The following is a 26,092-nucleotide window of genomic DNA, read 5'->3' as shown; positions in this document are numbered from 1 at the left end:
CCGGTCACTCCCGGCGCCCCCCGGTGCCGATCGCCGCCTCCTGCCACCCCTCCGCGAGCTGCTCCATGGAGGTCGGGACGCCGAGGCTCAGGGTCGCCCCGCCCATCGACAGGGACAGGTTGGAGACGCCGTAGCCGACCGCCGCGCTGACCATCATGCAGATCATCACCAGCGCCGCCGCGGACGGCATCAACCCCGGCTGGCCGGAGAACGGCGCCGCCACGAAGGCGACGATCGTCCCGAACAGCGTGCCGGCCAGGGCCAGACCCGCGAGATGCAGGATCTCCTCACCCGCCCGCCGTCCGCCGAACGCCAGGCGCATCGCCACGGCGACCATCGGCGCCACCGCCCCGACACCGATGACGGCCAGCAGGACCAGCCACCAGGGCGGGCCCTCAAGCCCGTGCGCCAGCACGACGAAAGGCGTCCACACGAGCCCGGTCGCGATGGCCAGCGCGCGCAGGACGCCCACGAACACCCTCAAGATCACCGGACCGGGGGTTCCGGTGTTCCTCCCGCCGGGTGCCCCCTCCCGCCGGCCCGCCACCTCCACCTCCGACGCAGACGGTGCGCCCCACTCGCCCGGCGCGGCGACATACTGGAAGGCCATCGCGGCGTTGACGGCGCCGTTCACGAGGTCGTCCCAGGGCACCGGTCCGGACGGTTCACCGGAGCTGACGCGCTGGAAGGCGGCATCGGCGCCCACCACCCGCTCGGCGAACCACACCAGCGCCGCCACCGGCTCGTCCAAGTCCCTGAGGACCGCGGGAAGATCGGCGCGGCGGAACAGCGCCTTCGCGAACTCCCACTCGTATTCCAGAAGGGGCACCTGCTGGAGTACGGTGCTCATCCGGGGTGAATAGAGCACCGGAGACCTGAGGATCACATCGTTCGCCCGCTGGATCCGCACCAGCGTCGCCAAGGCGGGCCCGTCCAGGTCGTCCGGCCGCAGATAGGTGCCGGGCGCGAGACGGCGGGCCCGGCGCCGGCTGCTCAGCCGAAGGCTCACCGCGCCCACGACGACGAACAGTGCCCCGATGGCCGGCAACATGAGGGCCGTGTACGCCGCCGCCTCGACCACCTCGGGCAGGCCCTCCGCCGACAGGACCCACAGACCCAGCGCGATGCACACGCCGGCCCCCAGGATCCGTGTCGGGGACGGGCACGCGAGGTACCAGTCGATCTTCGCCGGCGACCATTCGGCGACCCGCGGCTCCCGCAGCCCACGCCGCTTCCGCGAGGGCAGCCCGGGCCAGGCCGAGATGCGCGCGGTCTCGGTCATCGGTGTCCGTTCCTTCGGGAGGCGAGACTGATCAACGAGAACGTAGACCCGTCCCTTGGCATCCGAAAAGTCACGCCCTGTCCGAATCGGAGAATCGGGACGGGGCGCGCCGCGCACGCCGACACCGCGGACCGATACAAAGGTGCACATGCGGATCGACCTGCACAGCCACAGCGACGTGTCAGACGGCACCCGCCCGCCCGCCGAGGTCGTCCGGCGCGCCCGGGCGAACGGCGTGGACGTCCTCGCCCTCACCGACCACGACACCACCGGCGGCTGGGACGAGGCCACCGCCGCCCTCCCCGACGGGCTGACCCTCGTCCCCGGGATCGAGCTGTCATGCCAGGAGGACGGCCGCAGCCTGCACATGCTCGGCTACCTGTTCGACCCGTCCGACCCGGAACTGTCGGCCGAGCTGTCCCGCATCCGCGACGACCGCGTGGTCAGGGCCCGCACCATGGTCGACCGCCTGCGCGGTCTCGGCGTGGACGTCACCTGGGACCAGGTCCGCGCCCTCGCACGCGGCGAGGCCGTCGGCCGCCCCCACATCGCCCGCGCCATGGTCGACGCGGGCGCGGTGCGGACGGCCGACGAGGCTTTCGGACCCCTGTGGATCGCCCAGGGCGGGCGCGCCTACGCCGAGCGGTACGCGCTCGACCCCGAACGGGCGATCCGGCTCGTCCGCTCGGCGGGCGGCGTCTGCGTCCTCGCCCACCCCCGCGCCAGGCGCCGCGGATACGTTTTCGCGGACGAGGTGATCGAACGGCTGGCGGCCGCCGGGCTTTCCGGAGTCGAGGTCGACCACCCCGACCACGGCGCCCCGGACCGCGCCCACCTGCGCGACCTCGCCGCGTCCCTCGGTCTCGCGGCGACCGGCTCCAGCGACGACCACGGCGCGCCGACCGGCGACCGCCTCGGCGCCGAGACCACCGCCCCGGGGGCCTACGAAACGTTGATCTCCGTGAGTCCCGATCGGGTCCGCAAATCGCGGTAGGGTGCGTGGCGTGGACGCGCGCATCGAACAGGTGGTGACGTCGGGGACCTTGACCCTGGACGACACCGAACACGACGTCGAGAGCAACACCTACATCGTCGGTGACGACGACGAGGTCATCGTGATCGACCCGGCCTACGACGCCGAGGCCATCCTCAAGGAGGTCGGCGACCGCGAGGTCATGGCCGTCCTGCTCACCGACGGCAACGAGCACCACCTCGAAGTGGTGCTGGAGGTCGCCGCCGCCGGCGAGGAGGACGAGGAGAACTGGGCCCCGATCGCGCTGCACCGCGCCGACCGGCTGCTGTGGCGCGACTACTTCGGCCGTCTCGCCAAGGAAGAGGAAGACGAGGACGACGCCAAGGCGCTCCGGTCCCTCGAACCCGACATCTGGCTCGAAGACGGCGGCATCTTCGAGATCGGCGAAGCCCAGCTGGAGATCGTGCACACCCCCGGTCACACCCCCGGCAGCGTCTGCGTCATCAGCGAGCAACTCGGCGTGCTGTTCGCCGGCGACACGCTGCACCGCGGCCGCCCCGGCGCCATCGGCGGCGTGTACGAGGACATGCGCAAGCAGCTCAACTCCATCGGCGCCCTGCTCACCCCGCTCCCCAAGGACCTGCGGGTCCTGCCCGGCCAGGGCGAGGAGACCACGGTCGGTGAAGAGGACGCCCGCTGGGAGACGTGGGGCTCGCTCGCGCAGGACGACTGAGCGAGGCGCCGCCAGTCCGGTGAGCCGTACCCGAACCGACGACGCAGAGGGAAGCCGACCGTGGGGGCTGAGCAGCTGGGCTTCGAAGGCATGCCCCAGCGCCTGTACTCCTGCACGCCGTCCCGGCTGAACACCTGGCTGGACTGCCCGCGGCGCTACCGGATGACCTATCTCGATCGTCCGATGCCGTCCAAGGGCCCGCGCTGGGCGCACAACAGCGTCGGTTCGAGCGTCCACAACGCCCTCGCGGCCTGGTGGCGGCTGCCTGAAGACCAGCGCACCCCCGAGGCCGCCGGAACCCTCCTCACCCGGGGGTGGCTCACCGACGGCTTCCGCGATGAAGCTCAGTCCGCCGAGTGGCGCGAACGCGCGCGCGAGATGACCGAGCGCTACGTCGCCACCCTGGACCCGGCCGACGAACCGCTCGGCGTGGAGCGCACCGTCGCCACCCGCACGGACCGGATCGCCGTGTCCGGACGCATCGACCGCCTCGACGCCCGCGGCCCCGAACTCGTCGTCGTCGACTACAAGACCGGGCGGCACGTCCTCACCTCCGACGACGCACGGGGCTCACTCGCCCTGGCGATCTACGCCGTCGCGGCGTCCCGGGTCCTGCGCCGCCCCTGCCACCGCGTCGAGCTGCACCACCTCCCGTCCGGCGAGGTCGCGATCTGGGAGCACACGGACGAGTCGCTCCACCGCCACATCCGCCGCGCCGAACAGATCGCCGCGGAGGCGTCGGCGGCCGACGACGCCTACCGCGCCGCCGTCCCGCGGCCCCGCTCCGGCGACGACCCTTCGATCGACCACGCACCACACGACGAGATGTTCCCGCCGCGTCCGGGCTCCCTGTGCTCCTGGTGCGACTTCGCCCGCCACTGCCCCGAAGGCCGCGAAGCCGCCCCCCGCAAAGACCCGTGGGCCGCTGTATTGGTTTGAACCCCGGCCCGAGGAACTCGCCTGGCGGCTCGCCCCTCGACGGTGCTTGGGCGAGCGCTCCATCTCGGCGACGCCCCTCCCTGGACGAACTGGAGTAAGTGTGCCATTACTCTTGTCGCGTCCCGAACCGGCCCCACGCCAAGTCCCGGACAGGGGTCGTCATTCGATTGTCGAACCGTCGAGGACGAGGCGGCGGGCGAGCCTGTCGATGGGGTCGATCGTTCCCATCTCGCAGTTGCCGAGGTCGACGAGCCAGCCGGTAGCGGTGAACAGCTTGGTCACCGAGGCGAGCACGAACCGGGTCCGCGGCCCGTTGCGGATGCCTGCCCGCTTGTCGGCCATCCCGTGGGACCGGCTCAGCACCGTCCGTTTCCGGCAGGTCAGCAGCAGGGAACCGGAGAACTGGTCCTTGGACGCCAGGTCCGCGACGAGCCGGTCGAGTTCTCCGCCGGGGCGATCCTGCGCTGAGGTCAGCGGAGGGTGCGTTCGGTGTGGGTCCAGAAGTCGAGGAGTGCCCTGGCCGTGGTTTCGGGGGCCTCGACGGCGGGGGAGTGGGCGGCGCTGGGGATGACGACCTTGGCGGCGCCCAGGCGGTCGGCCATGACGGCCTGCGCGCGGGGGTCCCAGACGTCGTCGTCCTCGCCGTAGAGGACGAGGAGGGGCAGGGCGGCGTCCTCGGACTGCTTGGCGAGCTCGTCGACACGGTCGGGTGCCGTGAGGAGCTCGCGGGCCATGCAGACGAGGCCCGCCTCGGAGTTGCCCAGCGTGCGGGCCTTCAGGAAGTCGATGACCTCGGACCCGACGCCGCGGCGGGTGTAGTCGGGTTCGAGGCTGATCGTCCAGATCGTCTTGAGGCCGAGATCGGGGATCGCGTCGCGGAGGGCGCGGGCGCGGGCGGCGGCGGGGCCGGTGAGGGCGCCGGGGCCCGAGCTCATCAGGGTGTAGGACGCGGGGAGCGCACCGGACAGGACGGTCTCGCGGGTGACCAGGCCGCCGAAGGAATGGCCGACCAGGTGGACCGGCTCGGGGCCGAGGACGTCCAGGACGGCGGCGATGTCATCGCCGAGGGCGGCGCGGCCGTAGGCGGACGGGTCGTCGGAGCCCTCCGACTCGTACTGACCGCGCATGTCGATCGCGACGACACGGCGGCCGGACGCGGCGAGGGTCTGCAGGACGGCGAGGAAGTCTTCCTTGCTGCCGGTATAGCCCGGCACCAGGAGGGCGGGGCAACGCTCGGTGACGCCCGAACCAGGGAGGGCCTCCAGGGCGGCGAACCGGCCGCGGGAGGTCTCGATGATCGTCCGGTTAACACCGGGGGGCAGGGTCAAGAACCGGGGCGTGCTCACAGAGGGCCACCATACTAAATGAGCGTCGGCGGACACGGGTCGTGATCGCGCGGTGGTAGCGTCCACAGCGTGGATCCGAAGCCGGCCGTCTCGGCCCATCGGCGGGATGAGGCGGGCCTGACCGGCCTGAAGGACGCGGTCGAGTCCGGGGCCGAGTACGTCGAGATCGATGTGCGGCGGACGGGGGACGGCAAGCTGGTCGTCCACCATGACGCGGAGCTGGCCGGGCTGCGGTTGAACCGGCTCTCCTACGAGCGGATCGAGCGGCTCGCGCCGCGGCCCGTCCCGCTGGTCGGCGAGGCCATGGAGATCATCGCAGGCCGGGCCCGGGGGCATCTGGACCTCAAGGAGCGCGGCTGCGAGCACGAGGTGGTCGAGCTGGGATTGGCGGCGTTCGGGCCGGACGGCTTCGTCGTCACCACCCGCGAGGTGGCCTCACTCGTGGAGATCAAGACGCGTTTCCCGCAGGTCAAGACCGCACTGTCGGTGGGCCGCGGGCTGCTGGAGCGAGGCGCGGCGAGGGATTTCGCGCCGCTCGGGCTGATCCGCCGGGCCGGCGCGGACATGGTCGCGCTCAACCACCGGCTGGCCCGGGTGGGGGTGCTGCGGCAGTGCGCGCGGGCCGGGTTCCCCGCCATGATCTGGACGGTGAACGCCGAGCCGCTGATGCGCCGGTTCCTCGGCGATCCGCGTGTGGCGGTGCTGGTGACCGACCATCCGGGGGCCGCTCTGGCGTTGCGCGACACCCGGCGGCGCTGACCGGCGGGTGACAACCGCGAGACCGAAAGAATGTCTCGCGGTTGCCGGATGGGAGCGGTCAGGCGCTCTGCGACGCCTCGCCGCGCTCCGCGGCGGGCTTGCCGGCGCGGGTGCGGCGCCGGGTGCGGCTCCGCTTGCGCTCGGTGGCGACCGCGTCCACGACGTTGTTCTCCGCGGCGGTCTCCGCCTCAGCCGTGGCCTCCACGGGCTTGCCCGCCCGGGTCCGGGCGCGCTTGCGGCGGCGCGGGCGGGGCCGCTCCCGCTCCCGGTCCCCTTCGCGGACGTGGGTGCGGGTCTTGCCGGTCTCGCCGATGTCCTCAAGCTCCTCGGCGTCCAGGCCGGCGCGCTCGTGGCGCTGCTCCTTGGGCAGCTTGCCCTTGGTGCCGGTGGGGATGCCGAGCGACTCGAAGAAGTGCGGCGAGGTGGAGTAGGTCTCCTCCGGGGCCGCGAACGGCAGGTCCAGCGTGCCGTTGATCAGCTTCCAGCGGGTGAGGTCGGCCCAGTCGACGAAGGTGACGGCGACGCCCTCCTTGCCCGCGCGGCCGGTCCGGCCGATGCGGTGCACGTAGGTGTCGGCGCTGTCGGGGCACTCGTAGTTGACGACATGGGTGACGTCGTCGACATCGAGCCCGCGGGCGGCCACGTCGGTGGCCACCAGGACGTCGATCTTGCCGTTGCGGAACGCGCGCAGCGCCCGCTCCCGCTGGCTCTGGCCGAGGTCGCCGTGGACGGCGGCGGCGTCGAACCCGCGCTGGGCGAGATCGGCGGCCACCCGGTCGCAGGCCCGCTTGGTCTGGCAGAAGACCATGGTCAGCCCCCGGCCGTCGGCCTGTAGGAGCCGGGCCACCATCTCCGGCTTGTCCATCTGGTGGGCCTGGAAGACGTGCTGGACGACCTGTGGCGTCGCGTCGGACTCGGCGTGCGACTCGGCCCGGACGTTGGTCGGGCGGGTCAGGTAGCGGCGCGACAGCGCGACGATCTCGCCCGGCATGGTCGCCGAGAACAGCATCGTCTGCCGCTGCGCGGGGATCCGGTCGATGATCCGCTCGATGTCGGGCAGGAAGCCGAGGTCGAGCATCCGGTCGGCCTCGTCCAGGACCAGCACGCTGACCTGGGAGAGGTCGAGGTGCTTCTGCTTGACGAGGTCGAGTAGGCGGCCCGGCGTGCCGACGACCACCTCCACGCCGTCGCGCAAGGCGCTGATCTGCGGCTCGTACGCGCGGCCGCCGTAGACCGACAGGACGCGGGTGCCGAGCTTGCCACCGGCGACCAGGAGGTCGTCGGTGACCTGGAGGGCCAGTTCGCGGGTCGGCGCGACGACGAGCGCCTGCGGCTTGCGGCCGCCGTGCTCGATGCGCTGGAGCAGCGCGGCGCCGAACGCGAGGGTCTTGCCGGTGCCCGTGCGGGCCTGGCCGATGATGTCGTGCCCGCCCAGCGCGATCGGCAGGGCGAGCTCCTGGATGGGGAACGCTTCGACGATGCCCTCGGCTTGCAGGGCATCGGCTATCTCGGGGACGACCCCGAGTTCATGAAAGGTAGTCAGGGCTTTCAGCCTCCAATATGCGGGGTCCTCGCTCCCCCGGTGCGGCGCGGCCCGGTGCCCGGGCCGGCCGGATGCCGTTGGTCGGGCCCGTGTACGGGCCCGGCAGGGTCGCCCGGCTCGGGGACACAGTGCCGCCGGCCGGGCCGTCGCCGTCTTGGCGTGCCCGCCGATCGCTTCCTGTGGCCGCGCGCTCGCGCGGGAGGGACCAGCCGTCAATCAAATGTCTCGGCGACCGCAGTCAGGGGTTGAAAGCAGTCACTCGCTGTGGCTGCGTGCGGTCACACTCCGCCACGCAGTGTACCGACCGGCAGTTGCATACACCAATAGCCGATCACAGAGCTCAACGTTTCGGTTGTTTCATGTATTCCATCCCCTGCTTGCCAGGGGGAATCGTGCTCGCGTGACACCCGCGGGACGGGCGGTGGACGGGAGGAATGGGGCGGCCACTTCCGGACATCGAGGGCGTCTCGGACACGGGGAAGCCCCCGCAGGATGCGGGGGCTTCCTCCGAGGGGTCTCCGGTGGCGAGTCCGGAGACCGGGGTCATCGGGGGTCAGAAGGTGCGCCGCCGGGTCCGTCCATGCCACCTGCCGCCGTGGCCGCGGCCGTTCGCCGTGGTGAGCGCCGCCACGCCGAGCGCGGCGAGGATCACCGCGAAGACGAAGGCGATGAGGGTGCCCGCACCGAGCGCGTCGGCGATGACGCCGCCGAGGATCGCTCCGGCGACGCCGACGAGGATGGTCAGCAGGACGCCGATGGGGTTACGCCCGGGGACGAGTAGCCGTGCCAGAGCTCCGATAACGGCACCGACGACGATGAACCAGAGGATCGTCGTGAGCATGTTGATCATCCATTCCGTGTCCGTGGGCCGGTGGCCCGTGGTCGGAAGTCGATATGCCCGTCCTGTCCGGTTCAAACAAAAGCCAGGTCACGGCGCCCCATAGCGATGGCAATCAGGGGCGACGTCCAGTTCGCGATGAAAACAACTCGGGGGCCTCTAGAACGAGCCGAAGCCGACGCTGCGCTCCTCGTCCTCGGTGATCTCCAGATAGCCCACCCGGTCGGCGGGGATGACGACCCGGCCGGCGCGGCGGTCCTTGAGCACGAACACGCCGTGCTCGGCGACGAGCGCGTCGGCCAGCGCCTTCTGGACCTCGTCGGCTGACTGCGCGGTGTCGACCACGAGCTCCTTGGGCACGAACTGCACGCCGATGCGAACCTGCACGCGATGCTCCCGTCCATTCGTCCCGCCGACCACCGGCGGTTCCGTCTCCGATGGTGGCATGAAGATCACCGGATGCGCCCTTCCGGCCGCTTCGCCGCGAGTGAAACCGCCGCCGGCCGGTGGATCCGGTGCCCCCCGCGGTCAGCCGGTGCGGGGGAAGCCGGAGATGCCGCGCCAGGCGAGCCGCGCGATGATCTTCTCGGCGGTGTCCTTGGGGATGGTCCGGTGCTGTGACAGCCAGTAGCGGGCGCTGACCTCCGCCATGCCGACCAGGCCCATGCCGAGCAGGTACGCCTCGTCGGTCGGGGCGTCGGTGTCCTCGGCGATCACCTGCGCGATCATCTCGGCGCACTGCTGGTTGGCGCGGTCGACGCGGGCGCGGACGGGGGCCACGTTGCGCAGGTCGGACTCGAAGACGAGCCGGTACGCCTCGCCCTCGCCGGCCACGAAGTCGTAGAACGCCTGCATGCTCGCCTGCACGCGCATCTTGTTGTCCGTGGTGGACTCCAAGGCGTCGCGGACTGTCTTGACGAGGGCCTCGGCGTGCTCGTCCAGCAGGGCCAGGTACAGCTCCAGCTTGCCCGGGAAGTGCTGGTAGAGCACGGGCTTGCTGACTCCTGCGCGCTCAGCGATCTCGTCCATCGCCGCAGCGTGGTAGCCCTGCGCGACGAACACCTCCTGGGCCGCGCCGAGCAGTTGCCTGCGGCGCGCCAGGCGCGGCAGCCTCGTGCCGCGGGGGCGGGCGTCCGGGGTCGCGGTCACCACACTCTCCGATCACCGATCGATGCGACGGAGATGCGCGTCCGTCGCGAGGAAACTCAATCCCATCATCCTACGTGCGGGTAACCTCGCGGGTCACCAACTAAGCCCGCCGGCTTCCTTCACGCAGGTCAGTGTATTTCCGACAGCGACCCCGCGCGCCCGTTCGGCGGTTCGTCTCCAGGCCGCGCCCCGGCCGTACCGGCTCTAGCGGTAGTCGTCCTCGTCGAGCCTGACCTCGCGGTGCTGCTCGGTGACGTCGGCCTCGTCGGCGTCGAACGGCAGCGGCGCCGGCGGCTCCTCCTGTTCGTCGTCCGCCTCGAGGTCGGCGCGCTGCTCGGCGATGTCGGCCTCGGGGGCCTCGTCCGGCATCGGGCGTCCACGGTCGTCGGTCTCGCTCATCGGGCGTCCTCCCTCAGGGTTGCTCGGGGGTTGCGCACAGCCGCCCGGCCAGGTCGCGCAGCGGCGCCTCGATGGACTCGCCGTACGTCGGGAACGCATGGACGACGTCGGTGAGCAGGCTCAGCGGCGTCTCCGCGCGGATGGCCAGCGCGATCTCGCTCATCCACTCCTCTGCGTAGAGTCCCGCCGCGGCGGCGCCGATCAGCAGCCCCCGGGAGCGGTCGGCGTACAGTTCCACCCGCCCCCGGTCATCGGCCTCGACGGCCGCCCGGGCTGTCGAGGCGAGGTCGTACCCGGCGGTGACCAGGTCTATGCCGAGTTCCGCCGCCCGCCCTGGGGAGATCCCCACCGTGTAGACGGTAGGCGTCGTGTAGACGACGCGGGGGATCGCGCGGTAGTCGGCCTCACGGCGCCGTCCGAGCAGGTTGGAGAGCACGACGCGGGCCTGGTAGCGGGCGGCGTGGGTGGTGCGGGCGACGCCGGTCACGTCCCCGGCCGCCCAGACCCCGCCCTCGCCGGACGCGACGGCGCACGTCTCGTCCACCGGAATGCCCTGGCCTGGGGCGATGGTGACGCCCAGGGTCTCCAGCCCGAGGCCCTCCACGCGCGGGCGGCGCCCGGCGGCGACGAGGATGCGGTCGGCGTCGAGCGTCCCGCCGTCCGACAGCCACAGCCGCAGGCAGGACTCCTTGCGCTCGACCTGGCCGAGGGCGGCGCCGAAGCGCAGGTCGACGCCCATCCGGCGGAGCGACTCGGCCAGCGCCTCGCCGGCGAAGGGCGCCTCGGCGGTCAGCAGCCGCCCGGACGCCTCGACGACCGTCACCTGCGACCCGAACGCCGCGTACACCTGGGCCAGCTCGCAGCCGACGGGCCCGCCGCCGAGGACGACGAGCCGGCGCGGCAGGTCCGGAAGCGACAGCGCCTCGTCGCTGGTCCAGACGGGCACGTCGGCGAGCCCGTCCGCGGGCGGCAGGACGGGCTCGCTTCCGGTGCAGACCACGAGCTCGTCGTAGCCGTGCTCGGTCCCGTCCACGTCGATCAGGCCGGGCCCGAGGACGCGGCCGCGGCCGCGCAGCACGGTCACGCCGTCCTCGGCGAGGCGGGCGACCGCGCGATCGTCGCCGCGGTGCGCGGCCAGCCGGTCGCGGCGGGCGACCGCCAGCTCCCAGGTCTCGCCGCGCCGCGCCGACAGCAGCAGCGACTTCGACGGGACGCACGCGAAATAGGGTGACTGCCCGCCGACCAGGCGGTTCTCCACCAGAGCGACGTCGCGCCCCGCGCGCGCCAGCCCAGCCGCGATGTGTTCGCCCGCGGTCCCCCCGCCGAGCACCACGGCACCGTGTTCGTTCTTCGACAACTGCTCATCCTCCAGCACCCGCAGGATGTCCCCGTGACCCCATGGTGACGGAACGGGGTGCCGGAGAGTGCCGGTTCGAACACATAGAGGCTCGCCGGTGGTCTGGACGGGCGTTTCAGGGGAGGGACCGGCGGTCCGTGAACAGCGTCTCCAGGAGGTCGCCGTGCTCGTCGATCCGGGCGAGGGCCTCGTCGGGCGAGAACACCAGGTCGGCGGCGTCCGCGCAGGACTCCAACTCGTCCCAGGTAACGGGAGTGGACACCGACGGGCTGTCCGCAGCGCGCAGCGAGTAGGGCGCGACGGTGGTCTTGGCGGGGTTGTTCTGGCTCCAGTCGACGAAGACCTTGCCCTTGCGGTGCCGCTTGTCCATCTTCGCGACGACCAGGTCCGGGTGCTCGTCGGAGAGCCGCTGTGCGGCGGCCTTGGCATACTCGGACGTGCGGGCCGACTCCCTGATCGGGACGTAGAGGTGCAGGCCCTTCTTGCCGCTGGTCTTGGGGTAGGAGTCCAGGCCGTCATCGGCGAGCAGGTCGCGCAGCAGCCGGGCCACCTGGCACGCCTCCACGATCGTGGCGGGGGCGCCGGGGTCGAGGTCGAAGACGACCAGATCGGGGTCGTGCACCTTTCCGCGTGGCCCGATCTTCCACTGCGGGACGTGCAGTTCCAGAGCGGCGAGGTTGGCGCACCACACGAGGGTGGGCAGATCGTCGATCACGATGAAGTCGAGGGTGTCCCGTCCGGTGGAGCTGCCGGGCGTCGGGATCGTCGCAGTGCGGACCCAGTCCGGTGTGTGGGACGGCGCGTTCTTCTCGAAGAACCTCCCCTGCCGCACGCCGTCCGGCCAGCGGATGCGCGTGGCCGGACGGTCCTTCAGATGCGGCAGCATCACCGGCGCCACGCGTGCGTAGTAGTCGATGACCTCGCCCTTGGTGAAGTCGGGATAGAGGTTCTTGTCGAGATTGGACAGTTTCAGGCGCCGTCCCTCCACGTCGACCTGCTCATTGCTCAAAGCTGACCTCCAGGGGGTCCTTGTCGTCGCGGAGCCCGCGCCAGGACGGGTGGCGGAGCCGTCCGTCCCTGGTGCGCGCGCCGTAGGCGACCTCCCCGACCAGGCGGGGCTCAACCCACTGGGCGTCGCGGCTGTACTCGCGAGGTACGGCCTCGTCATAGGGGCTCGTCGGGCGGCGCAGCGGCCACAGGATGGTGTACAGCTCGTCCAGTGCCCGGTCGGTGAACCCGGTGCCGACGTGCCCGACGAAGCACAGCCGTCCTTTGGCGTCGTACTCGCCGAGCAGGAGCGAGCCGACACCGCCCTCGCGCCGTCCTCTGCCGGGCTTCCACCCGCAGATGATCACCTCGCGGGTCATGAAGTTCTTGACCTTGCGCCAGAAGTCGACCCGCCTGCCGGGCCGGTACGGCGAGTCCAGGCGTTTGGCGAGCAGCCCCTCCAGATGCTGTTCCTGGGTGAATTCGAGCAGCTCCTTGACCTGATCGGTGTCGCCTCCGTGCAGGTACGGGGGGACCTCGACGGGACCGGTGCCGGCGAGGTCCAGCTCCGCGAGCAGCGCGCGGCGGTCGGCGTAGGGCAGGTCGTACAGTGACCGCCCGCCAAGGTAGAGCACATCAAATGCGACATACCGGATGGGTACCTCGCGGATCAGGCGGGGGTCGGGACGGGTCACGTGCATGCGCCGCTGGAGGCGCTCGAAGCTCGGCCGCCCCTGGTCGAAGGCGACGACCTCACCGTCCAGGACGACGTCGTTGTGGGGGAGGAGGTCAGCGAGGCCCGACAGTTCGGGGTAGCGGCCCGCGACGTCGCCCCCGCGCCGCCCGCAGGCGCGGACGCCGCCGGCGGCGACATGGGCCAGCACGCGCACCCCGTCCCATTTGAGTTCAAGGCCCCAGCGCTCGCCGTCGCCGGGGAGGTCCCCGGTCGCGGCCATCATCGGTTCGACCGGCCACGGCATGGTCATACCGCCGTCTTACCCGCTGCCCGTCCCCAAGAAAAGGATCAAGGGCTCGTTATGGAGCAAATCGAACGAGGTTGCGAGGCTAAGGGGAGGAACGCGCTGGGTAAGGAGAGATCATGCGCAGTATCTGGAAGGGCGCGATCTCGTTCGGGCTGGTGACGATACCGGTGAAGCTGTACTCGGCGACCGAGCAGCGGGACGTTGCCTTCCATCAGGTGCACCGCGAGGACGGTGGGCGCATCAAGTACAAGCGGGTGTGCACGGTCGACGGTGAAGAGGTGCCGTACTCCGACATCGCCAAGGGATTCGAGCTGCCGAGCGGCGAGATGGTCATCCTCACCGACGAGGACTTCGCCGACCTGCCGCTGTCGACCAGCCGCCGGATCGACGTCCTGCAGTTCGTGGAGCAGGACGACGTCGACGCGATCTACTTCGCGAAGTCCTACTACCTGGAGCCCGACGCCCAGGGCGCCAAACCGTACGTGCTGCTGCGGGACGCGCTGGAGAGCTCGGGGCAGGTCGCGATCGTGAAGGTCGCGCTGCGGCAGCGGGAGTCGCTGGCGACGCTGCGCGTCCGCGAGGGCGTGTTCGTGCTGGAGACGATGCTGTGGCCGGACGAGGTCCGTACGCCCGACTTCCCGTTCCTGGAGGAGGACATCGAGGTCCGTACACAGGAGCTGACGATGGCCACGTCACTGATCGAGTCGATGGAGGGCGAGTTCGACCCGTCGGAGTACAAGGACGCCTACCGGGAGGCGCTCCAGCAGGTGATCGACGCCAAGGTGGAGGGGCGGGAGGTCACGCGGCCGGCGGAGGAGGCGGGCGAGGAACCCGCCGCGGACCTGCTGAGCGCGCTGCGCGCCAGCGTCGAGGCCGCGAAGAAGAGCCGCGGCGGCAAGGGCGGTGCGGACAAGGGCGGTGCGGACAAGGGCGGGGGAGGCAAGAAGCCTGCCGCGCGCAGGTCGTCCGCGAAGGCGTCAGAGAAGCAGGACGCGAAGGCGGGCGCGAAGAAGCCTCCCGCCAAGAGCCGCGGACGGAAGTCCGCCTGACGTTCGGCCGCGGCGGGGCGGCACGGCGCCGACCGTGCCCGCGCCCCGCCGCGACTCGACCGACGGCCGTCAGAAGGGGACGGTGGTGCAGAGGAGCCGCGCCCCCGCGTCGCCCGTCTTCTGGTCGGTCGGGAGGGCGTGGATGACGACCGAGTTCGCCGCCCCGCGTGCGACGCGCCAGCCGATGAGGGTCCGCGACTCGGCCGTGCCGTCGGGCCTGACCTTGAGGTCCACCCAGATCTCCTTCTCCCGGACCGGGGTCGTCGGCCGGGCCTTCGGGTTCTGGTAGTGCGGCCCGGAGGCGGTGGGCTCGGCACCGCACCGGTCCCGGTGGACGTGGGCGCCGAACGTCTTTCCGGCGGACCCGTTCGGGAACCCGCTCGCGGTGAGGCGGACGGCGGTGCGATGCCGGTACTTGAGGACGGCGACCCGCGTCCGGACGCCTGAGTAGGCGTTGTCATGGACGTTGGTCGGTCCGTCGACCACGATCACGCGCGGCTTCTGGTGGGCCTGCGCGGGGGTCGAGAGCGGCGCCAGCGCGGCGCCGGCCGCGGCCAGCGTCACGGCGGCGCGGACGGACACGCGGACGGGCAGATGCATGATCTTCCTCTTTCGTGGGACCGGCCCCGGACGGCCGGTGGCTCACGATCATGCCCACGGAGCGTGATCGCCTCGTGGCGCGCCGCCTCCGTGTCAGGTCAAAGAAAGATCACCGGGTGGGCGGTGTCAGTTCTCGCCCCGGACCGCGAGCACGCGGGCGAGCAGCGCCGCGGCGTCGGCGGTCTCGGAGCAGGGGGCGATCCGCTCGCCCCAGCCGTAGAAGTACGCCCACGTGTCGGCGGGGCGTTCCTGGACGGCGATGACGTTCTCGTTCAGCGCCCGCATCCGCGGGTTCGCGACCAGTGCGGACGGCCACCGGTCGGCGTGCGCGGAGACCTCGACCGTCCAGCCCTGGGCGCGCAGCACCTCGGTCAGGCGTTCCAGATGCCCGAGCGCCGTCTCGGCGTCGCTGATCGTCTGCACGGACATGGTGCCTCCAAGGAAACGCCCCACGAGCGGGTGAGGAAGGGGTGCTGCGCCCCGGGCGGGGCCGTCGCGGTTGCACGTCACGCCGCGGCACGGCCGGGGGATCATGTTCAGTCTGGCGTCGTGAGTCGTAGATCACAACCGCTTTCGGGTGTTTGGCGACACCGGGGACGGCGATGTGGGGCGAAGCGATCGCTTCGCCCCACATCGCCGCGATCCCCGGTGGCGCGGGCCATTCTGTGGTGCCGGCAGTGCCGCCGCCGGTCAGGCCACCGGGTCCAGCCTCGGTGCGGGCTGCTCGCTCTCCCGGATCCCGAACCGGCCGTAGAACCGGCGCAGCGGGCCGGGCGCCCACCAGTTCGCCGAGCCCATCAGCCGCATCGTGGCGGGCACCAGCAGCGCCCGGACGATCGTCGCGTCCAGCACGATCGCGAGGGCCATCCCGACACCGGTCATCTTGATGAAGGTGATGCCGGACGTCGCGAAGGCGCCGATCACGACGATGAACAGCAGCGCCGCGCTGGTGATGATCGCGCCCGTGCGCTGCACGCCGGTGGCGACGGCGATGGTGTTGGAGCCGGTCAGGTCGTACTGCTCGCGGACCCGGGACAGCAGGAAGACCTCGTAGTCCATCGAGATGCCGAACAGCATCGCCAGCATCAGGATCGGCATCGACGGTTCGATCGCGCCGGTGGCGGTGAAGTCCAGCAGGCCGGACAGGTGGCCGTCCTGGAAGATCAGCACCACCGCGCCGAACGTGGCCGACAGCGACAGCAGGTTCATCACGATCGCCTTCAGCGGCAGCAGGATCGAGCCGAACGCCAGGAACAACAGGGCGAACGTCACGCCGCCGACGAACAGGGCGAGCCACGGGAGCGTCGCGCCGATGCTGCCGAGCTGGTCGACGATCTCGGCGGTCCGCCCGCCGACGTGCGCCTGCGCGCCGGGCGGCGGTGGGACGTCCCGGACACGCCGCACGAGGTCCCGGGCGGCATCGGAGTTCGGATCGGCGTCGTAACGCAGCGCGATCCGGGTGGTCGTCCCCTTAGCGCCGGTGACGGTCGCGCCCGTCACGCCGGGCAGCGCGTCCAGGCGGTCCCCGTACGCCTGGATCGCCGACCGGTCGGCGGTGCCGGTCACCACGGCCTCGATGGGGGCGGTGGCGTTACGCGCGAACTGCGTCTCCATGACCTCGGTGACGACCCGGGCGTCGGTGCCGGTGGGCAGGGCCCGGGCGTCGACGCCGCCCCAGTTGATCCGCAGGAACGGGGCGCCGAGCGCGATGAGCAGCGCGACCGTGGCGACCATGTAGACGATGGGACGGCGCATCACGCTGTGCGCGAGCCGTCCCCACCAGCCGTCCACCCGCCGGGGGGCGGTGGCGGCCTTGCGGCGGCGGACCGGCAGCGCGTTCACGCGGGGCCCGAGGACGGACAGCAGCGCGGGCAGCACGGTCAGTGCGCCGATCATGCAGACGAAGACGGTGGCGATACCGCCGTAGCCCATCGAGCGCAGGAAGTTCTGGTCGAACAGCAGCAGCCCGGACAGCGACACCGCGACCGTGACGCCAGAGACCGCGACCGTGCGGCCGGCGGTGGCCATCGTCGCGGCCACCGCGTCCTCGATGCGGGCGCGGTCCGGATCGCGCCCGAGCTCCTCGCGGAACCGGCTCACCATGAACAGGCCGTAGTCGATCGCGAGGCCGAGGCCGAGGAAGGTCGTGATGTTCACCGCGAAGATCGACACGTCGATCACGTAGGTCAGAAGGTGCAGCGCGGTGAACGAGCCGAGGATCGCGATGCCGCCGACCGCCAGCGGCAGGCTCGCCGCCACCAGCCCTCCGAAGATCAGCACCAGCAGCACGAGCAGGATCGGCATGGCCATCGACTCGGCCCGTCCGATGTCGGACCCGACCTGCTCGTTGATCGCGGTCCCGGTGCCGACGGAGCCGCCGACCTTGGCGGTGAGCCCGCCGCCGACCCGCGACAGGTCGTCCTTGATCACGTCAAAGGAGTCCTGGCGGGCGGCCTCGTCCGCGCCCGCGAGCCGGAGGACGGCGTAGGTCGCCGTCCGGTCCTTGCTGACGAACTGGGGGGCCTTGGTCGTCCAGAAGGTGGCGGTCGAGGCGACCTTGCCGGCCGGCAGCGCCGACAGCGCTCGTTCGACCGAGGCCCGGTAGGCCGGATCGTCGACCGTCGTGCCCGGCTGGCCCTGGTAGAGGATCACCACGTCGGCCTCGTCGCGGCCGAGGTCGCGCTCGGCGATCTCCGTCGCGCGGGCGCTCTCGCTGCCGGGGGTGTTGAAGCCGCCGGACGAGCTGAGGGCACCGAAGACGCCCGTTCCCCAGACCGCGGCGATCACGAGTAGCGCGCCCGCGACCGCGAGCACCGTGCGCCGTCGCCGGTGCACCCACCGGCCCCATCGTTCGAACATCGTCGGTCCCCTCTTGTTATCGCTACTCACGGTCGTTAACGTCGTTTACTGAGAACAGTGTTAACTTTGCATATGACGTTCACTCTCGTCAATGGTGTTTCTTGCGGAATCATGCGGGGGCGGCACGGGAGGGGAAGGTGGGCCGAAGTGGGCACACGGCGCGATCGGCTGCGGGCGGCCACGGTCAAGGAGATCTCCGAGACGGCCCGGCGCATCCTCGTCGAGGAGGGGCCCGAGGCGGTCACGCTGCGGGCCATCGCCCGCGCGATGGGGATGACCGCTCCGGCGCTGTACCGCTACTTCGACAGCCACAGCGAGCTGCTGCGGCACCTCGTCGGCGACATCTTCACCGAGCTGACCGAGGAGCTGCACGGCGCCATGCACGCCGTCCAGGGCACCGACATGAGCGGCAAGTTCCTGGCCGTCGCCCGCCAGTTCCGCCTGTGGGCCCTCGCGCATCCCCGCGAGTACGCGCTGCTGTTCGGCACCCCCGTGCGGGGCGCCGCCCGGCAGGAGGAGGTCGACTTCGCCGAGGAGTGCGCCCGCGAGTTCGGCTGGACGTTCATGGCGCTCTTCCTGGAGCTGTGGCAGAAGAGCCCGTTCCCCATCCCCGCCGACGAGGAGATCGCCCCCACCCTGCGCCCGCAGTTGCGCCGCTACCGTGACGACGTCCTCGGCGTCGACCTGCCGCTCGGGGTACTCCAGCAGTTCCTGAAGTGCTGGATCAGACTTCAGGGCGGCGTCAGCCTGGAGGTCTTCGGGCACCTGGAGTTCGCCCTGGACGACGCGGCCCCCATGTTCGAACTGATGCTCTCCGAGGTCGCCCCCGCCCTGGGCCTCACCTACACCCCACCACCGGACGCCCCTTAGACGCGCCGGGCGGCGGGCGGGCAGGACCTTCTGTGCGTTTTCCACGCGGCCACTCTCGGCCGGCACCGCGCGGTGGCGCTTCCGCCCTGGGGCCGCGGGATGCGGCCAGGTGGAGGATGCCTCTCCTCCACCTGGAGGACCCGGCGCGGCAGTGCGGACTCTTACGATCGAGGCGTGCTGATGCGATGGATGGAGCGGGCCTTCCACAGCGGCTTCGACGACGGTTCGGCGCCAGCGCGGCTGGTCGCGCTGGCCGTACTCGGGGTCGGCGACCTGCGGCTGCTCCACCGGCCGCAGGACGCCACCGACTGGGCGATCGCGCTCGCCGGGTTCGCGGTCTGCTACGCGGGCTGCCTGCTGCCGCCGGCCTCGCGTGCCGTCCCGGCCGCGCCGGTCGCGGTGTCGGCGCTGCTGCTCCTCGGTGACGGTCTCGACGCGCACGTCGGGATCACCCTCAAGGGGATGATCGCGATCACGCTGTTCGAGCTGGCGCTGCGCCCGCACCGGGGCCGCGTGCTCGCCGTCGTCGCCGGGCTCGTCGCGGCCCTGCTGTGCGTGCACGCCGTGGGCGCCGCGGGCGACGTCCCGCCGACATTGTTCCGGCTGGCCATCCTGATCGGGCTCCCGCTCCTGCTCGGCGCCTACATCAGGCTCACGCGAGAGAACGCGCGGCAGGCGCGCGACAGGATGGCCGAGCAGGAGCTGCGCCGCCGGTCGGAGACGCTCGCCGCGCGGGCGGCCGAGCGCACCGTCATCGCCCGTGAGCTGCACGATCTCGTCGCGCACCACGTCTCGTCGATGGTGCTGCGCGTGGGAGTCGCCCGGCACGTCCTGCCCTCCACCGACCCGCGGGTGACGGAGGTTCTGGACGACCTGCACGCCTCGGGCGCGTCCGCGCTCGCCGACCTGCGGCACCTCGTCGCGGTGCTCCGCGACCCCGACCTCGTCCAGGGCGAGCCCGGCGTGTCCCTCGTCGAGCGCGATGGGCTGGCCGCCGCGCTGGAGGCGGCGCTGGAGCGGGGCCGGCGGGCCGGGCTGGAGATCGCCGGCGACATCGACCCGGAGGTCACGGGGCTGGACGCCGTCCGGCGGCTGACCGTGCTGCGGATCGTCCAGGAGGGGCTGGCGAACGTGGCCAAGCACGCGGGGCCCGGCACGTCCGCGACCCTGTCCGTGCGGGTCGACGGGCAGGCCGTCCGGCTGGAGATCGCCGACGACGGCGCCGCCGCACCACCCGGGACCGTCCTACCGCCCGGTACGGCCGTACCGCCCGGAAGCGCCGTGGCGGCTGGGCCTCCCGGGCACGGGCTCGCCGGGATGACCGAGCGCGTCGAGCTGCTCGGCGGCACCCTGGCCGCCGGGCCGCGCGAACACGGCGGTTGGCGGCTGCTGGCCGAGATCCCCGCGCCGGCGCCCGTCCCCGCACCGGAGTCCGAGCCGTCCGGGCGGGCGGCGTGATCCGCGTGCTGCTGGTAGACGACCAGCAGCTCGTCCGGATGGGGCTGCGGATGCTCTGCGACTCCGCGCCCGACCTGGAGGTCGTCGGGGAGGCGGGGGACGGGCGGGACGCGCCGCGCCTGGTCGAGGAGCTGCATCCGGACGTCGTCCTGATGGACCTGCGGATGCCCGGCGTGGACGGCATCGCCGCGACGCGCCGGATCATCGCCGCCCGGCCGTCCGCCCGGGTGGTGGTACTCACCACGTTCGACGACGACGACCACCTCTACCCTGCGCTCGCCGCCGGGGCGTTCGGCTTCCTGGTGAAGGACGCGCCCCCGACGGAGCTGCTGCGCGCGATCCGCATGGCCGCCGACGGTGAGGCGCCCTACGGTCAGGCCGTCCTCGCGCGCCTCGTCGAGCAGGCGGTGCGCGCCCGCACGCGGGCCGGGGCGGTGGAGCGGGAGTCGCGGGGGCCCGCCGGGCTGACCGCGCGGGAGGAGGAGGTGCTGCGGCTGGTCGGCACCGGGCTGTCCAACCGCGAGATCGCCGACCGCCTGCACCTCGGCGTCACGACGGTGAAGACCCACGTCGCGAACCTGATGCGCAAGACCGGCTGCCCGAACCGCATCCGGCTCGCGGTCCTGGCCGTGCAGACCGGTGTGACGCCGGGCTGACAGACGAGACCCCCGGACCGAGGACGGTCCGGGGGTCTGCGCATCGGCCTCTAATAGGACGGGAGGCTGGGGTCGATCTGGTTGACCCAGGCCAGCACGCCGCCGCCGACGTGCACCGCGTCGCCGAAGCCGGCGTTCTTGACGACGGCCAGCGCCTCGGCCGACCGCACGCCCGACTTGCAGTGCAGGACGATCTTCCGGTCCTGCGGGAGCCGCTCCAGCGCCGAGCCGTTCAGGAACTCGCCCTTTGGGATCAGTGTCGCGCCGGGGATCGAGACGATCTCGTACTCGTTGGGCTCGCGCACGTCCACCAGGAATATGTTCTCGCCGCGGTCCTGCATGTCCTTGAGGTCCCGGGCGGAGATCGTGGACTGCGCGGCGGCCTCGGCGGCCTCCTCCGAGACCGCGCCGCAGAACGCCTCGTAGTCCTCCAGCAGCTCGGTCTGCGTCGGGTTCTTGCCGCACAGCGGGCACTCGGGGTCCTTGCGGACCTTGACCGACCGGTAGGTCATCTCCAGCGCGTCGTAGATCATCAGCCGGCCGACGAGCGGCTCGCCGATGCCCGCGAGGAGCTTGATGGCCTCGTTCACCTGGATCGAGCCGATCGACGCGCACAGCACGCCGAGCACCCCGCCCTCGGCGCAGGAGGGCACCATGCCGGGCGGCGGCGGCTCGGGGTAGAGGCAGCGGTAGCAGGGGCCGTGCTCGGCCCAGAACACCGACGCCTGCCCGTCGAACCGGTAGATCGAGCCCCACACGTACGGCTTGCCGAGCAGCACGGCCGCGTCGTTGACCATGTACCGGGTGGCGAAGTTGTCGGTGCCGTCCAGGATCAGGTCGTACTCGCGGAAGACGTCCAGGACGTTGTCGCGGTCGAGCGCGGTGTTGTGCACGACCACGTCGATCAGCGGGTTGATCTCGCGGACGGTCGCGGCGGCGGACTCGACCTTCGGCTTGCCGAGCGAGGACTGCCGGTGGATGACCTGGCGCTGCAGGTTGGACTCGTCCACGACGTCGAAGTCGACGACGCCGAGCGTGCCCACCCCCGCGGCGGCGAGGTACATCAGGGCCGGGGAGCCGAGGCCGCCCGCGCCGACGACCAGGACCTTGGCGTTCTTGAGGCGCTTCTGCCCGGCCATCCCGACATCGGGAATGATCAGGTGCCGCGAGTAGCGGTTGACCTCGTCGCGGGTGAGCTCGGCTGCGGGCTCGACCAGAGGTGGCAACGACACGGTGGATGCTCCTGTGCTGACGCTCGGCTGGTTCGGGCGGACGGGTTCGTCCTCTCCCGACAACCTTGCCATGTCCAGCGGAATTCCCGGACGGCGGCGTCCCGCCGTGCGCGTTCTGCCAGGTCGCACTCCGGTGGCTCATCCGGGGGTGATTCGTCCATAGCAGCCCGGTGAGGTGCACTATGCCGGACGGGTGCCTTACCTCGATGTCAGGGCGGATTGTCGTGAACCAGAGTTAATCTTGGCTGTTGTGGCATTCCTGCCCCCCTCCCAGCAGCCGCCTCCGCGGCGACCGTCGTTCCCGTCCGGCCCGCCCGCCGGCAACCAGCCAGGCGGTCCACAAGCCAGCCCGCCGCACACCCAGCACGGCCCGCCGGGGCAGCCGGTCATCGGCTCGCCCGGACCGCAGCGTCCACCGGCCGGGCCGTACGGGGGCACGCCCTCAGGGCCGTCCGCCGGGACGCCGATGGGGCCGTTCCGCCCCCGGGTCACCGTGCTGGGCCTGCGCGCACGCCAGTGGATGGTGGTCGCCATCGTCCTCGCCGGCACCTACCTGGTGACGACCGGCATCGCCCTCACCGGGACCTGGACGACCCTGCACCGCGACCCCACCAACGCCGAGTTGCAGCGCGCGGCGAACGCCGAGGTGGCGCGGCGCTGGCAGGCGTGGACGGCCGAACGGATCTTCCCGGGCCGGATCAGCTACACCCCGGACGACGGCCGCAGCGAGTACGCGACGCGGACGGGCATCGTCCCCGACACCACCTGTGAGCAGGCCGTCGACGCGGGGATCATGACGACGCTGCGCAAGCACGGCTGCAAGGCGGTGCTGCGCGCCACCTACACCGACCAGCTCGAAGGGATCGTCGTGACGGTCGGCGTCGCGGTCTTCCCCGATCCCTGGGAGGCCGACAAGGCGTTCAAGGAGCTTCCCGACTCGCACGGGCCGGACGGGACGGGCGGCGTCCAGCCCGCGCTGAAGGCCGCGGCGTTCCCCGGAACGGCGTCCGCCAAGTTCACCGACGCCGCGCGGCAGGATCGAACCTTCGACCGCGGCGGCCCGTATGTGGTGCTGACCACCTCCGGTCAGACAGACGGGCGTCCCGCGAAGGCCATCACCAAGGAGCGCCCAGGGGAGCCGTTCACCGTGGCACCGCAGATCGGCCGCACCATCGCGAGAGCGATGTCCATCCGTTCCCTGCCCGACTGCTCCAACCGCGAGTGGCGATGCTGACCCGGGCGCGGGCGGCGCGGACGGCCGCGGCCGTCCTCGCGGCGGCGGTCACCGGGGCGTGGCTGCCGCTCGTCCCGGCCCCGGCGGCGCGCGCCGACGAGGTCCGCCAGCGGCAGAAGCCGATCCTGGACGTCCTCGACGTGGACGCCGCCTGGAAGGTCACCCGTGGCCGCGGGGTGACGGTGGCCGTGGTCGACACCGGCGTCGACGCGAACCACCCCGACCTTGCCGGATCGGTCACCACGGGCCCGAACATGCTCGCGCCGATCGACGCGGGGACGAAGCCGGCCCGGATGCACGGCACCAACATGGCGTCGCTGATCGCCGGGCACGGCCACGGCGCCGGCGGCGGCTCCGGCGTCATCGGGATGGCGCCGCAGGCCCGCGTCCTCGCGATCCGGGTGATCGGCGAGAAGGAGGACGCCAGCTTCCGGCGTTTCCGCACCGACGAGCGGTCCAAGAGCGCGGTGGCCCGCGGCATCCGCTACGCCGCCGACCACGGCGCCGACGTCATCAACCTCTCCCTCGGCGAGAACCAGGAGTCCGCGGAGGAGCGGGAGGCGGTCGGCTACGCCATCGGCAAGGGCGTCGTGGTGGTCGCCGCGGCAGGCAACGACGGTGACGAGAGCCGGCTCCTCGACGGGGACGGCTTCGCGCCGTACTCCTACCCGGCGTCCTACCCCGGCGTGATCGCGGTCGCGGCGACGGACGCGACGCACGGCCGAGTCCCGTTCTCCAACCGCAACTACTCCGTGCTGCTCTCGGCGCCGGGCGTGGGGCTGCCCGTCGCGGCGCCGGACGGCAACTACTACGTCAGCGGCGGAACCAGCGACTCCTGCGCGATCGTGTCCGGAATCGCGGCGCTGATCCGCGCCAAGCACCCGAAGCTGCCGCCCGCGCTGGTCTCCCAGGCGCTCGTCGCGGGGACCCGCTACGGGCCCGGCGGCAGGTACGACCCGGAGGTCGGGTTCGGCGAGGTCAACGCCCAGCGCGCGCTCGCCGCCGCGGACGCGCTGACCTCCGGTGACACGGGCGCCGCCGCGAGCAAGGCCGCCCGCGAGCGGTTCGGCGGCGCCAAACCCGGCCCGGTGCGGGTCATCGAGCGGCCCGGCTGGGTCACGCCGCTGATCGTCACGATCCTGGTCGTCGGTGTCGGCGGCACGCTGGCGGCCGCCGCGATCTCGGTCACCTTCTCCCGTCGCCACCCCCGTCCCGCCCTCGCCGGCCTCCCCGGCGCGGCGCCGCCAGGACTCGACTCGCGCGGCTCGCACGGCGCGTACGGCCCCTACGGCGCCGGTTCGCCGGGGTTCGGGACGCAGGGATTCGGGACGTCCGATGGCCGCTCGCCGTCGCCGCCCGCGCCGCGCCTGTCCTACACCCGGCCTTCGGGCCCGCCGCCCGGCCATCCGCCTTCCGGAGCCCCGTCCTTCGCGCCTCCCGGTGCCCCACCGGCGGACGCACCCGCCGATCAGCGCCCCGATCCGTACGCGGACCCGTTCGCGGATCCGTTCGCAGACCCGCCGCGGAACCCGCCGTCCGGTGGGAAGATCGAGTGATGTGGTCGGAGCCCGACGAGTACGCCGAAGCCGTACTGGACGCGGTGGAGCGAATCCCGCCGGGACGCGTCCTGACCTACGGCGACCTCGCCGAGATAGTCGGGCAGGGTGGGCCCCGGCAGGTCGGCCGGGTCATGTCCCTGTACGGCGGCGCCGTGCCGTGGTGGCGGGTCATCCGCGCGGACGGGCGCCCGCCGAGCGGTCACGAGATCCGCGCCCACGAGCAGTACCGCGCCGAGGGCACGCCGCTGCGCGCCGACGGCGACCGCGTCGACATGGCCCGCGCCCGCTGGAGCGGCCCCGACGAGGGGCCCTGACGTCATCCACAGAACACTGACCGAATTCGGGATCCCGCCGCGTGGACCGGCCGTCGCGTCCGGAGGGATGGTGTCGGCCGGCCATCCGGCGGTGAGCCAGGCCGGCGCCCGCGTCCTCGCCGAGGGCGGGAACGCGGTGGATGCGGCGCTCGGCCATGGCCGCGCTGTCGTGGCTCGCGCTGCCCGGCCAGTGCGGCGTCGGCGGCGACGCGTTCGCGCTCCTGCGCAGGCCTGACGGGACGGTCGCGGCGTTCGGCGGCAGCGGGTTCGGCCCGGACGGCGGAGAACCCGCCTTCTACCGCTGGCCTTCGCGGACCGCTTCGCGGGCTGCGGCGACGGCAGCGACCACTGGCGCGGGCTGCTCGTCCATGGTCGTGGTGGACGCGGAGGGACGCGCGGTGAGCCTCATCCACTCGCTGGCCTTCGCGTTCGGCGCGCGGATCACCGTCCCCGGGACGGGCATCGTCCTCAACGACCGCCTCGGACGCGGCGCCTATCTGATCGACGGGCATCCGAACGAGGTCCGCCCGCGGCGCCGGCCACTGCACACGCTGAACGCCTGGCTCGTCACCGGTGGCATCGGCGGCGGCCTCCTGCACGTCGGCAACACCCCCGGCGGCGACGGGCAGGTCCAGTGGAACGCGCAACTCCTCTCCCATCTGCTCGACCACGGCCACGATCCGGCGGTCGCGGTGGGGGCGCCGCGCTTCACCGTCCACCCGGACAGCGACGCCGACGTCCTCGGCGGGCCGCCCGAGCTGCGCGTCGAGGCGCGGCTCGGCGCGTCCCGGATCGCCGCGCTCCGGTCGGCGGGCCACGCGGTGGCCGTCCAGGACGCGTGGGGCGCGGGCGGCAGTGCCCAGGTCGTCTCGGTCGCGGACGGTGCCCTTCTCGGCGCCGCCGACCCCCGCCAGGACGGCGTGGCCCTCGGTGTCTGAGGTGACCACCGTCACCTTCTGAGCACCGGGAACGC

At 72.2% G+C, this 26,092-nt stretch carries 27 protein-coding genes; 12 read left to right on the top strand and 15 right to left on the bottom strand.

Going from position 1 to position 26,092, the window contains the following annotated elements:
- Positions 1–4 precede the first annotated feature (4 nt).
- Entirely contained in the window at positions 5–1,282 is a 1,278-nt protein-coding gene (locus AMA02S_RS10525; protein WP_067455446.1) for a hypothetical protein, read from the bottom strand.
- Positions 1,283–1,430: 148 nt separating this feature from the next.
- Here AMA02S_RS10525 and AMA02S_RS10520 point away from each other — a divergent pair, with 148 nt between their 5' ends.
- Genes AMA02S_RS10520 through AMA02S_RS10510 form a run of 3 tightly spaced genes read left to right on the top strand, consistent with a single transcriptional unit; the run spans position 1,431 to position 3,927 of the window.
- On the top strand, positions 1,431–2,276 hold the full coding sequence (locus AMA02S_RS10520) for a PHP domain-containing protein (protein ID WP_067455443.1): 846 nt from the start codon (positions 1,431–1,433) through the stop codon (positions 2,274–2,276).
- Between the two features lie 10 nt (positions 2,277–2,286).
- Positions 2,287–2,988: an MBL fold metallo-hydrolase gene (locus AMA02S_RS10515; protein ID WP_067456947.1), complete on the top strand. Its 702-nt coding sequence runs from the start codon at positions 2,287–2,289 to the stop codon at positions 2,986–2,988.
- A 60-nt stretch (positions 2,989–3,048) separates the two neighbouring features.
- A complete protein-coding gene (locus tag AMA02S_RS10510) occupies positions 3,049–3,927 on the top strand; it encodes a RecB family exonuclease (protein WP_245667440.1) in 879 nt (292 codons plus the stop codon).
- Positions 3,928–4,086: 159 nt separating this feature from the next.
- Here AMA02S_RS10510 and AMA02S_RS40090 read toward each other — a convergent pair whose 3' ends face one another.
- Together AMA02S_RS40090 and AMA02S_RS10500 are read right to left on the bottom strand one after the other, a co-directional pair.
- Entirely contained in the window at positions 4,087–4,401 is a 315-nt protein-coding gene (locus tag AMA02S_RS40090; protein WP_369688392.1) for a serine hydrolase, read from the bottom strand.
- Positions 4,398–5,273 (bottom strand): alpha/beta fold hydrolase, encoded by an 876-nt coding sequence (locus AMA02S_RS10500; protein WP_067455438.1) that lies wholly within the window; start codon positions 5,271–5,273, stop codon positions 4,398–4,400. Before AMA02S_RS10500 ends, AMA02S_RS40090 begins: the two co-directional genes overlap by 4 nt.
- Before the next feature lie 69 nt (positions 5,274–5,342).
- On the opposite strand from AMA02S_RS10500, the gene AMA02S_RS10495 reads away from it, so the two are divergent.
- Positions 5,343–6,032, top strand: coding sequence for a glycerophosphodiester phosphodiesterase (locus tag AMA02S_RS10495; RefSeq protein ID WP_067455435.1), 690 nt, complete (start codon positions 5,343–5,345; stop codon positions 6,030–6,032).
- A 58-nt stretch (positions 6,033–6,090) separates the two neighbouring features.
- Here AMA02S_RS10495 and AMA02S_RS10490 read toward each other — a convergent pair whose 3' ends face one another.
- From AMA02S_RS10490 to ligD (AMA02S_RS10455), 8 genes are all read right to left on the bottom strand, one after another.
- Positions 6,091–7,539 carry a DEAD/DEAH box helicase gene (locus tag AMA02S_RS10490; RefSeq protein WP_245667496.1) on the bottom strand — a complete coding sequence of 483 codons (1,449 nt, stop codon included), beginning with the start codon at positions 7,537–7,539 and terminating at the stop codon, positions 6,091–6,093.
- Between the two features lie 589 nt (positions 7,540–8,128).
- On the bottom strand, positions 8,129–8,416 hold the full coding sequence (locus AMA02S_RS10485; protein ID WP_067456937.1) for a GlsB/YeaQ/YmgE family stress response membrane protein: 288 nt from the start codon (positions 8,414–8,416) through the stop codon (positions 8,129–8,131).
- Between the two features lie 156 nt (positions 8,417–8,572).
- On the bottom strand, positions 8,573–8,800 hold the full coding sequence (locus AMA02S_RS10480; protein ID WP_067456933.1) for a DUF3107 domain-containing protein: 228 nt from the start codon (positions 8,798–8,800) through the stop codon (positions 8,573–8,575).
- A 141-nt stretch (positions 8,801–8,941) separates the two neighbouring features.
- On the bottom strand, positions 8,942–9,562 hold the full coding sequence (locus tag AMA02S_RS10475; RefSeq protein WP_067456930.1) for a TetR/AcrR family transcriptional regulator: 621 nt from the start codon (positions 9,560–9,562) through the stop codon (positions 8,942–8,944).
- Between the two features lie 204 nt (positions 9,563–9,766).
- Complete coding sequence (locus tag AMA02S_RS10470; RefSeq protein WP_067455433.1) at positions 9,767–9,961, bottom strand: Rv3202a family protein; 195 nt, start codon at positions 9,959–9,961, stop codon at positions 9,767–9,769.
- A 13-nt stretch (positions 9,962–9,974) separates the two neighbouring features.
- On the bottom strand, positions 9,975–11,318 hold the full coding sequence (locus AMA02S_RS10465; RefSeq protein ID WP_067456927.1) for a dihydrolipoyl dehydrogenase family protein: 1,344 nt from the start codon (positions 11,316–11,318) through the stop codon (positions 9,975–9,977).
- A gap of 115 nt (positions 11,319–11,433) precedes the next feature.
- A complete protein-coding gene (gene ligD / locus AMA02S_RS10460; RefSeq protein ID WP_067455430.1) occupies positions 11,434–12,327 on the bottom strand; it encodes a non-homologous end-joining DNA ligase in 894 nt (297 codons plus the stop codon).
- Complete coding sequence (gene ligD, locus AMA02S_RS10455) at positions 12,317–13,291, bottom strand: non-homologous end-joining DNA ligase (protein WP_067455427.1); 975 nt, start codon at positions 13,289–13,291, stop codon at positions 12,317–12,319. The genes ligD (AMA02S_RS10460) and ligD (AMA02S_RS10455) overlap by 11 nt, the downstream gene beginning before the upstream one ends.
- Before the next feature lie 113 nt (positions 13,292–13,404).
- Here ligD (AMA02S_RS10455) and ku point away from each other — a divergent pair, with 113 nt between their 5' ends.
- Positions 13,405–14,337 carry a non-homologous end joining protein Ku gene (gene ku, locus AMA02S_RS10450; RefSeq protein WP_067455424.1) on the top strand — a complete coding sequence of 311 codons (933 nt, stop codon included), beginning with the start codon at positions 13,405–13,407 and terminating at the stop codon, positions 14,335–14,337.
- A gap of 69 nt (positions 14,338–14,406) precedes the next feature.
- Here ku and AMA02S_RS10445 read toward each other — a convergent pair whose 3' ends face one another.
- The 3 genes from AMA02S_RS10445 to AMA02S_RS10435 all read right to left on the bottom strand — a co-directional run bounded on the left by AMA02S_RS10445 (position 14,407) and on the right by AMA02S_RS10435 (position 17,796).
- Positions 14,407–14,937: a superoxide dismutase family protein gene (locus tag AMA02S_RS10445; protein WP_067455421.1), complete on the bottom strand. Its 531-nt coding sequence runs from the start codon at positions 14,935–14,937 to the stop codon at positions 14,407–14,409.
- 126 nt (positions 14,938–15,063) lie between these two features.
- Complete coding sequence (locus tag AMA02S_RS10440) at positions 15,064–15,366, bottom strand: hypothetical protein (protein WP_067455418.1); 303 nt, start codon at positions 15,364–15,366, stop codon at positions 15,064–15,066.
- Between the two features lie 261 nt (positions 15,367–15,627).
- On the bottom strand, positions 15,628–17,796 hold the full coding sequence (locus AMA02S_RS10435) for an MMPL family transporter (protein ID WP_067455415.1): 2,169 nt from the start codon (positions 17,794–17,796) through the stop codon (positions 15,628–15,630).
- 147 nt (positions 17,797–17,943) lie between these two features.
- Here AMA02S_RS10435 and AMA02S_RS10430 point away from each other — a divergent pair, with 147 nt between their 5' ends.
- The 3 genes from AMA02S_RS10430 (at position 17,944) to AMA02S_RS10420 (ending at position 20,780) form a co-directional block, all read left to right on the top strand.
- Positions 17,944–18,666: a TetR/AcrR family transcriptional regulator gene (locus tag AMA02S_RS10430; RefSeq protein ID WP_084264966.1), complete on the top strand. Its 723-nt coding sequence runs from the start codon at positions 17,944–17,946 to the stop codon at positions 18,664–18,666.
- Positions 18,667–18,846: 180 nt separating this feature from the next.
- Complete coding sequence (locus tag AMA02S_RS10425) at positions 18,847–20,124, top strand: sensor histidine kinase (protein ID WP_067456924.1); 1,278 nt, start codon at positions 18,847–18,849, stop codon at positions 20,122–20,124.
- 5 nt (positions 20,125–20,129) lie between these two features.
- Complete coding sequence (locus AMA02S_RS10420; protein WP_369688383.1) at positions 20,130–20,780, top strand: response regulator; 651 nt, start codon at positions 20,130–20,132, stop codon at positions 20,778–20,780.
- Positions 20,781–20,830: 50 nt separating this feature from the next.
- On the opposite strand, the gene moeZ is transcribed toward AMA02S_RS10420, so the two are convergent.
- Entirely contained in the window at positions 20,831–22,012 is a 1,182-nt protein-coding gene (gene moeZ, locus AMA02S_RS10415) for an adenylyltransferase/sulfurtransferase MoeZ (protein WP_067455404.1), read from the bottom strand.
- 250 nt (positions 22,013–22,262) lie between these two features.
- Between moeZ and AMA02S_RS10410 the strand changes: the two genes are divergently transcribed.
- The 4 genes from AMA02S_RS10410 to AMA02S_RS10395 all read left to right on the top strand — a co-directional run bounded on the left by AMA02S_RS10410 (position 22,263) and on the right by AMA02S_RS10395 (position 26,057).
- Entirely contained in the window at positions 22,263–23,246 is a 984-nt protein-coding gene (locus AMA02S_RS10410) for a hypothetical protein (protein WP_157430498.1), read from the top strand.
- Positions 23,240–24,802 carry a S8 family peptidase gene (locus AMA02S_RS10405; protein ID WP_218004907.1) on the top strand — a complete coding sequence of 521 codons (1,563 nt, stop codon included), beginning with the start codon at positions 23,240–23,242 and terminating at the stop codon, positions 24,800–24,802. The genes AMA02S_RS10410 and AMA02S_RS10405 overlap by 7 nt, the downstream gene beginning before the upstream one ends.
- Entirely contained in the window at positions 24,802–25,119 is a 318-nt protein-coding gene (locus AMA02S_RS10400; protein ID WP_067455398.1) for an MGMT family protein, read from the top strand. The genes AMA02S_RS10405 and AMA02S_RS10400 overlap by 1 nt, the downstream gene beginning before the upstream one ends.
- A 140-nt stretch (positions 25,120–25,259) precedes the next feature.
- Positions 25,260–26,057: a gamma-glutamyltransferase gene (locus tag AMA02S_RS10395; protein WP_067455394.1), complete on the top strand. Its 798-nt coding sequence runs from the start codon at positions 25,260–25,262 to the stop codon at positions 26,055–26,057.
- Positions 26,058–26,092 lie beyond the last annotated feature (35 nt).

It is taken from the genome of Actinomadura macra NBRC 14102 (assembly GCF_001552215.1).
Taxonomy (GTDB): Bacteria; Actinomycetota; Actinomycetes; order Streptosporangiales; family Streptosporangiaceae; genus Spirillospora; species Spirillospora macra.
This window is presented reverse-complemented; position numbering and strand designations above follow the sequence as displayed.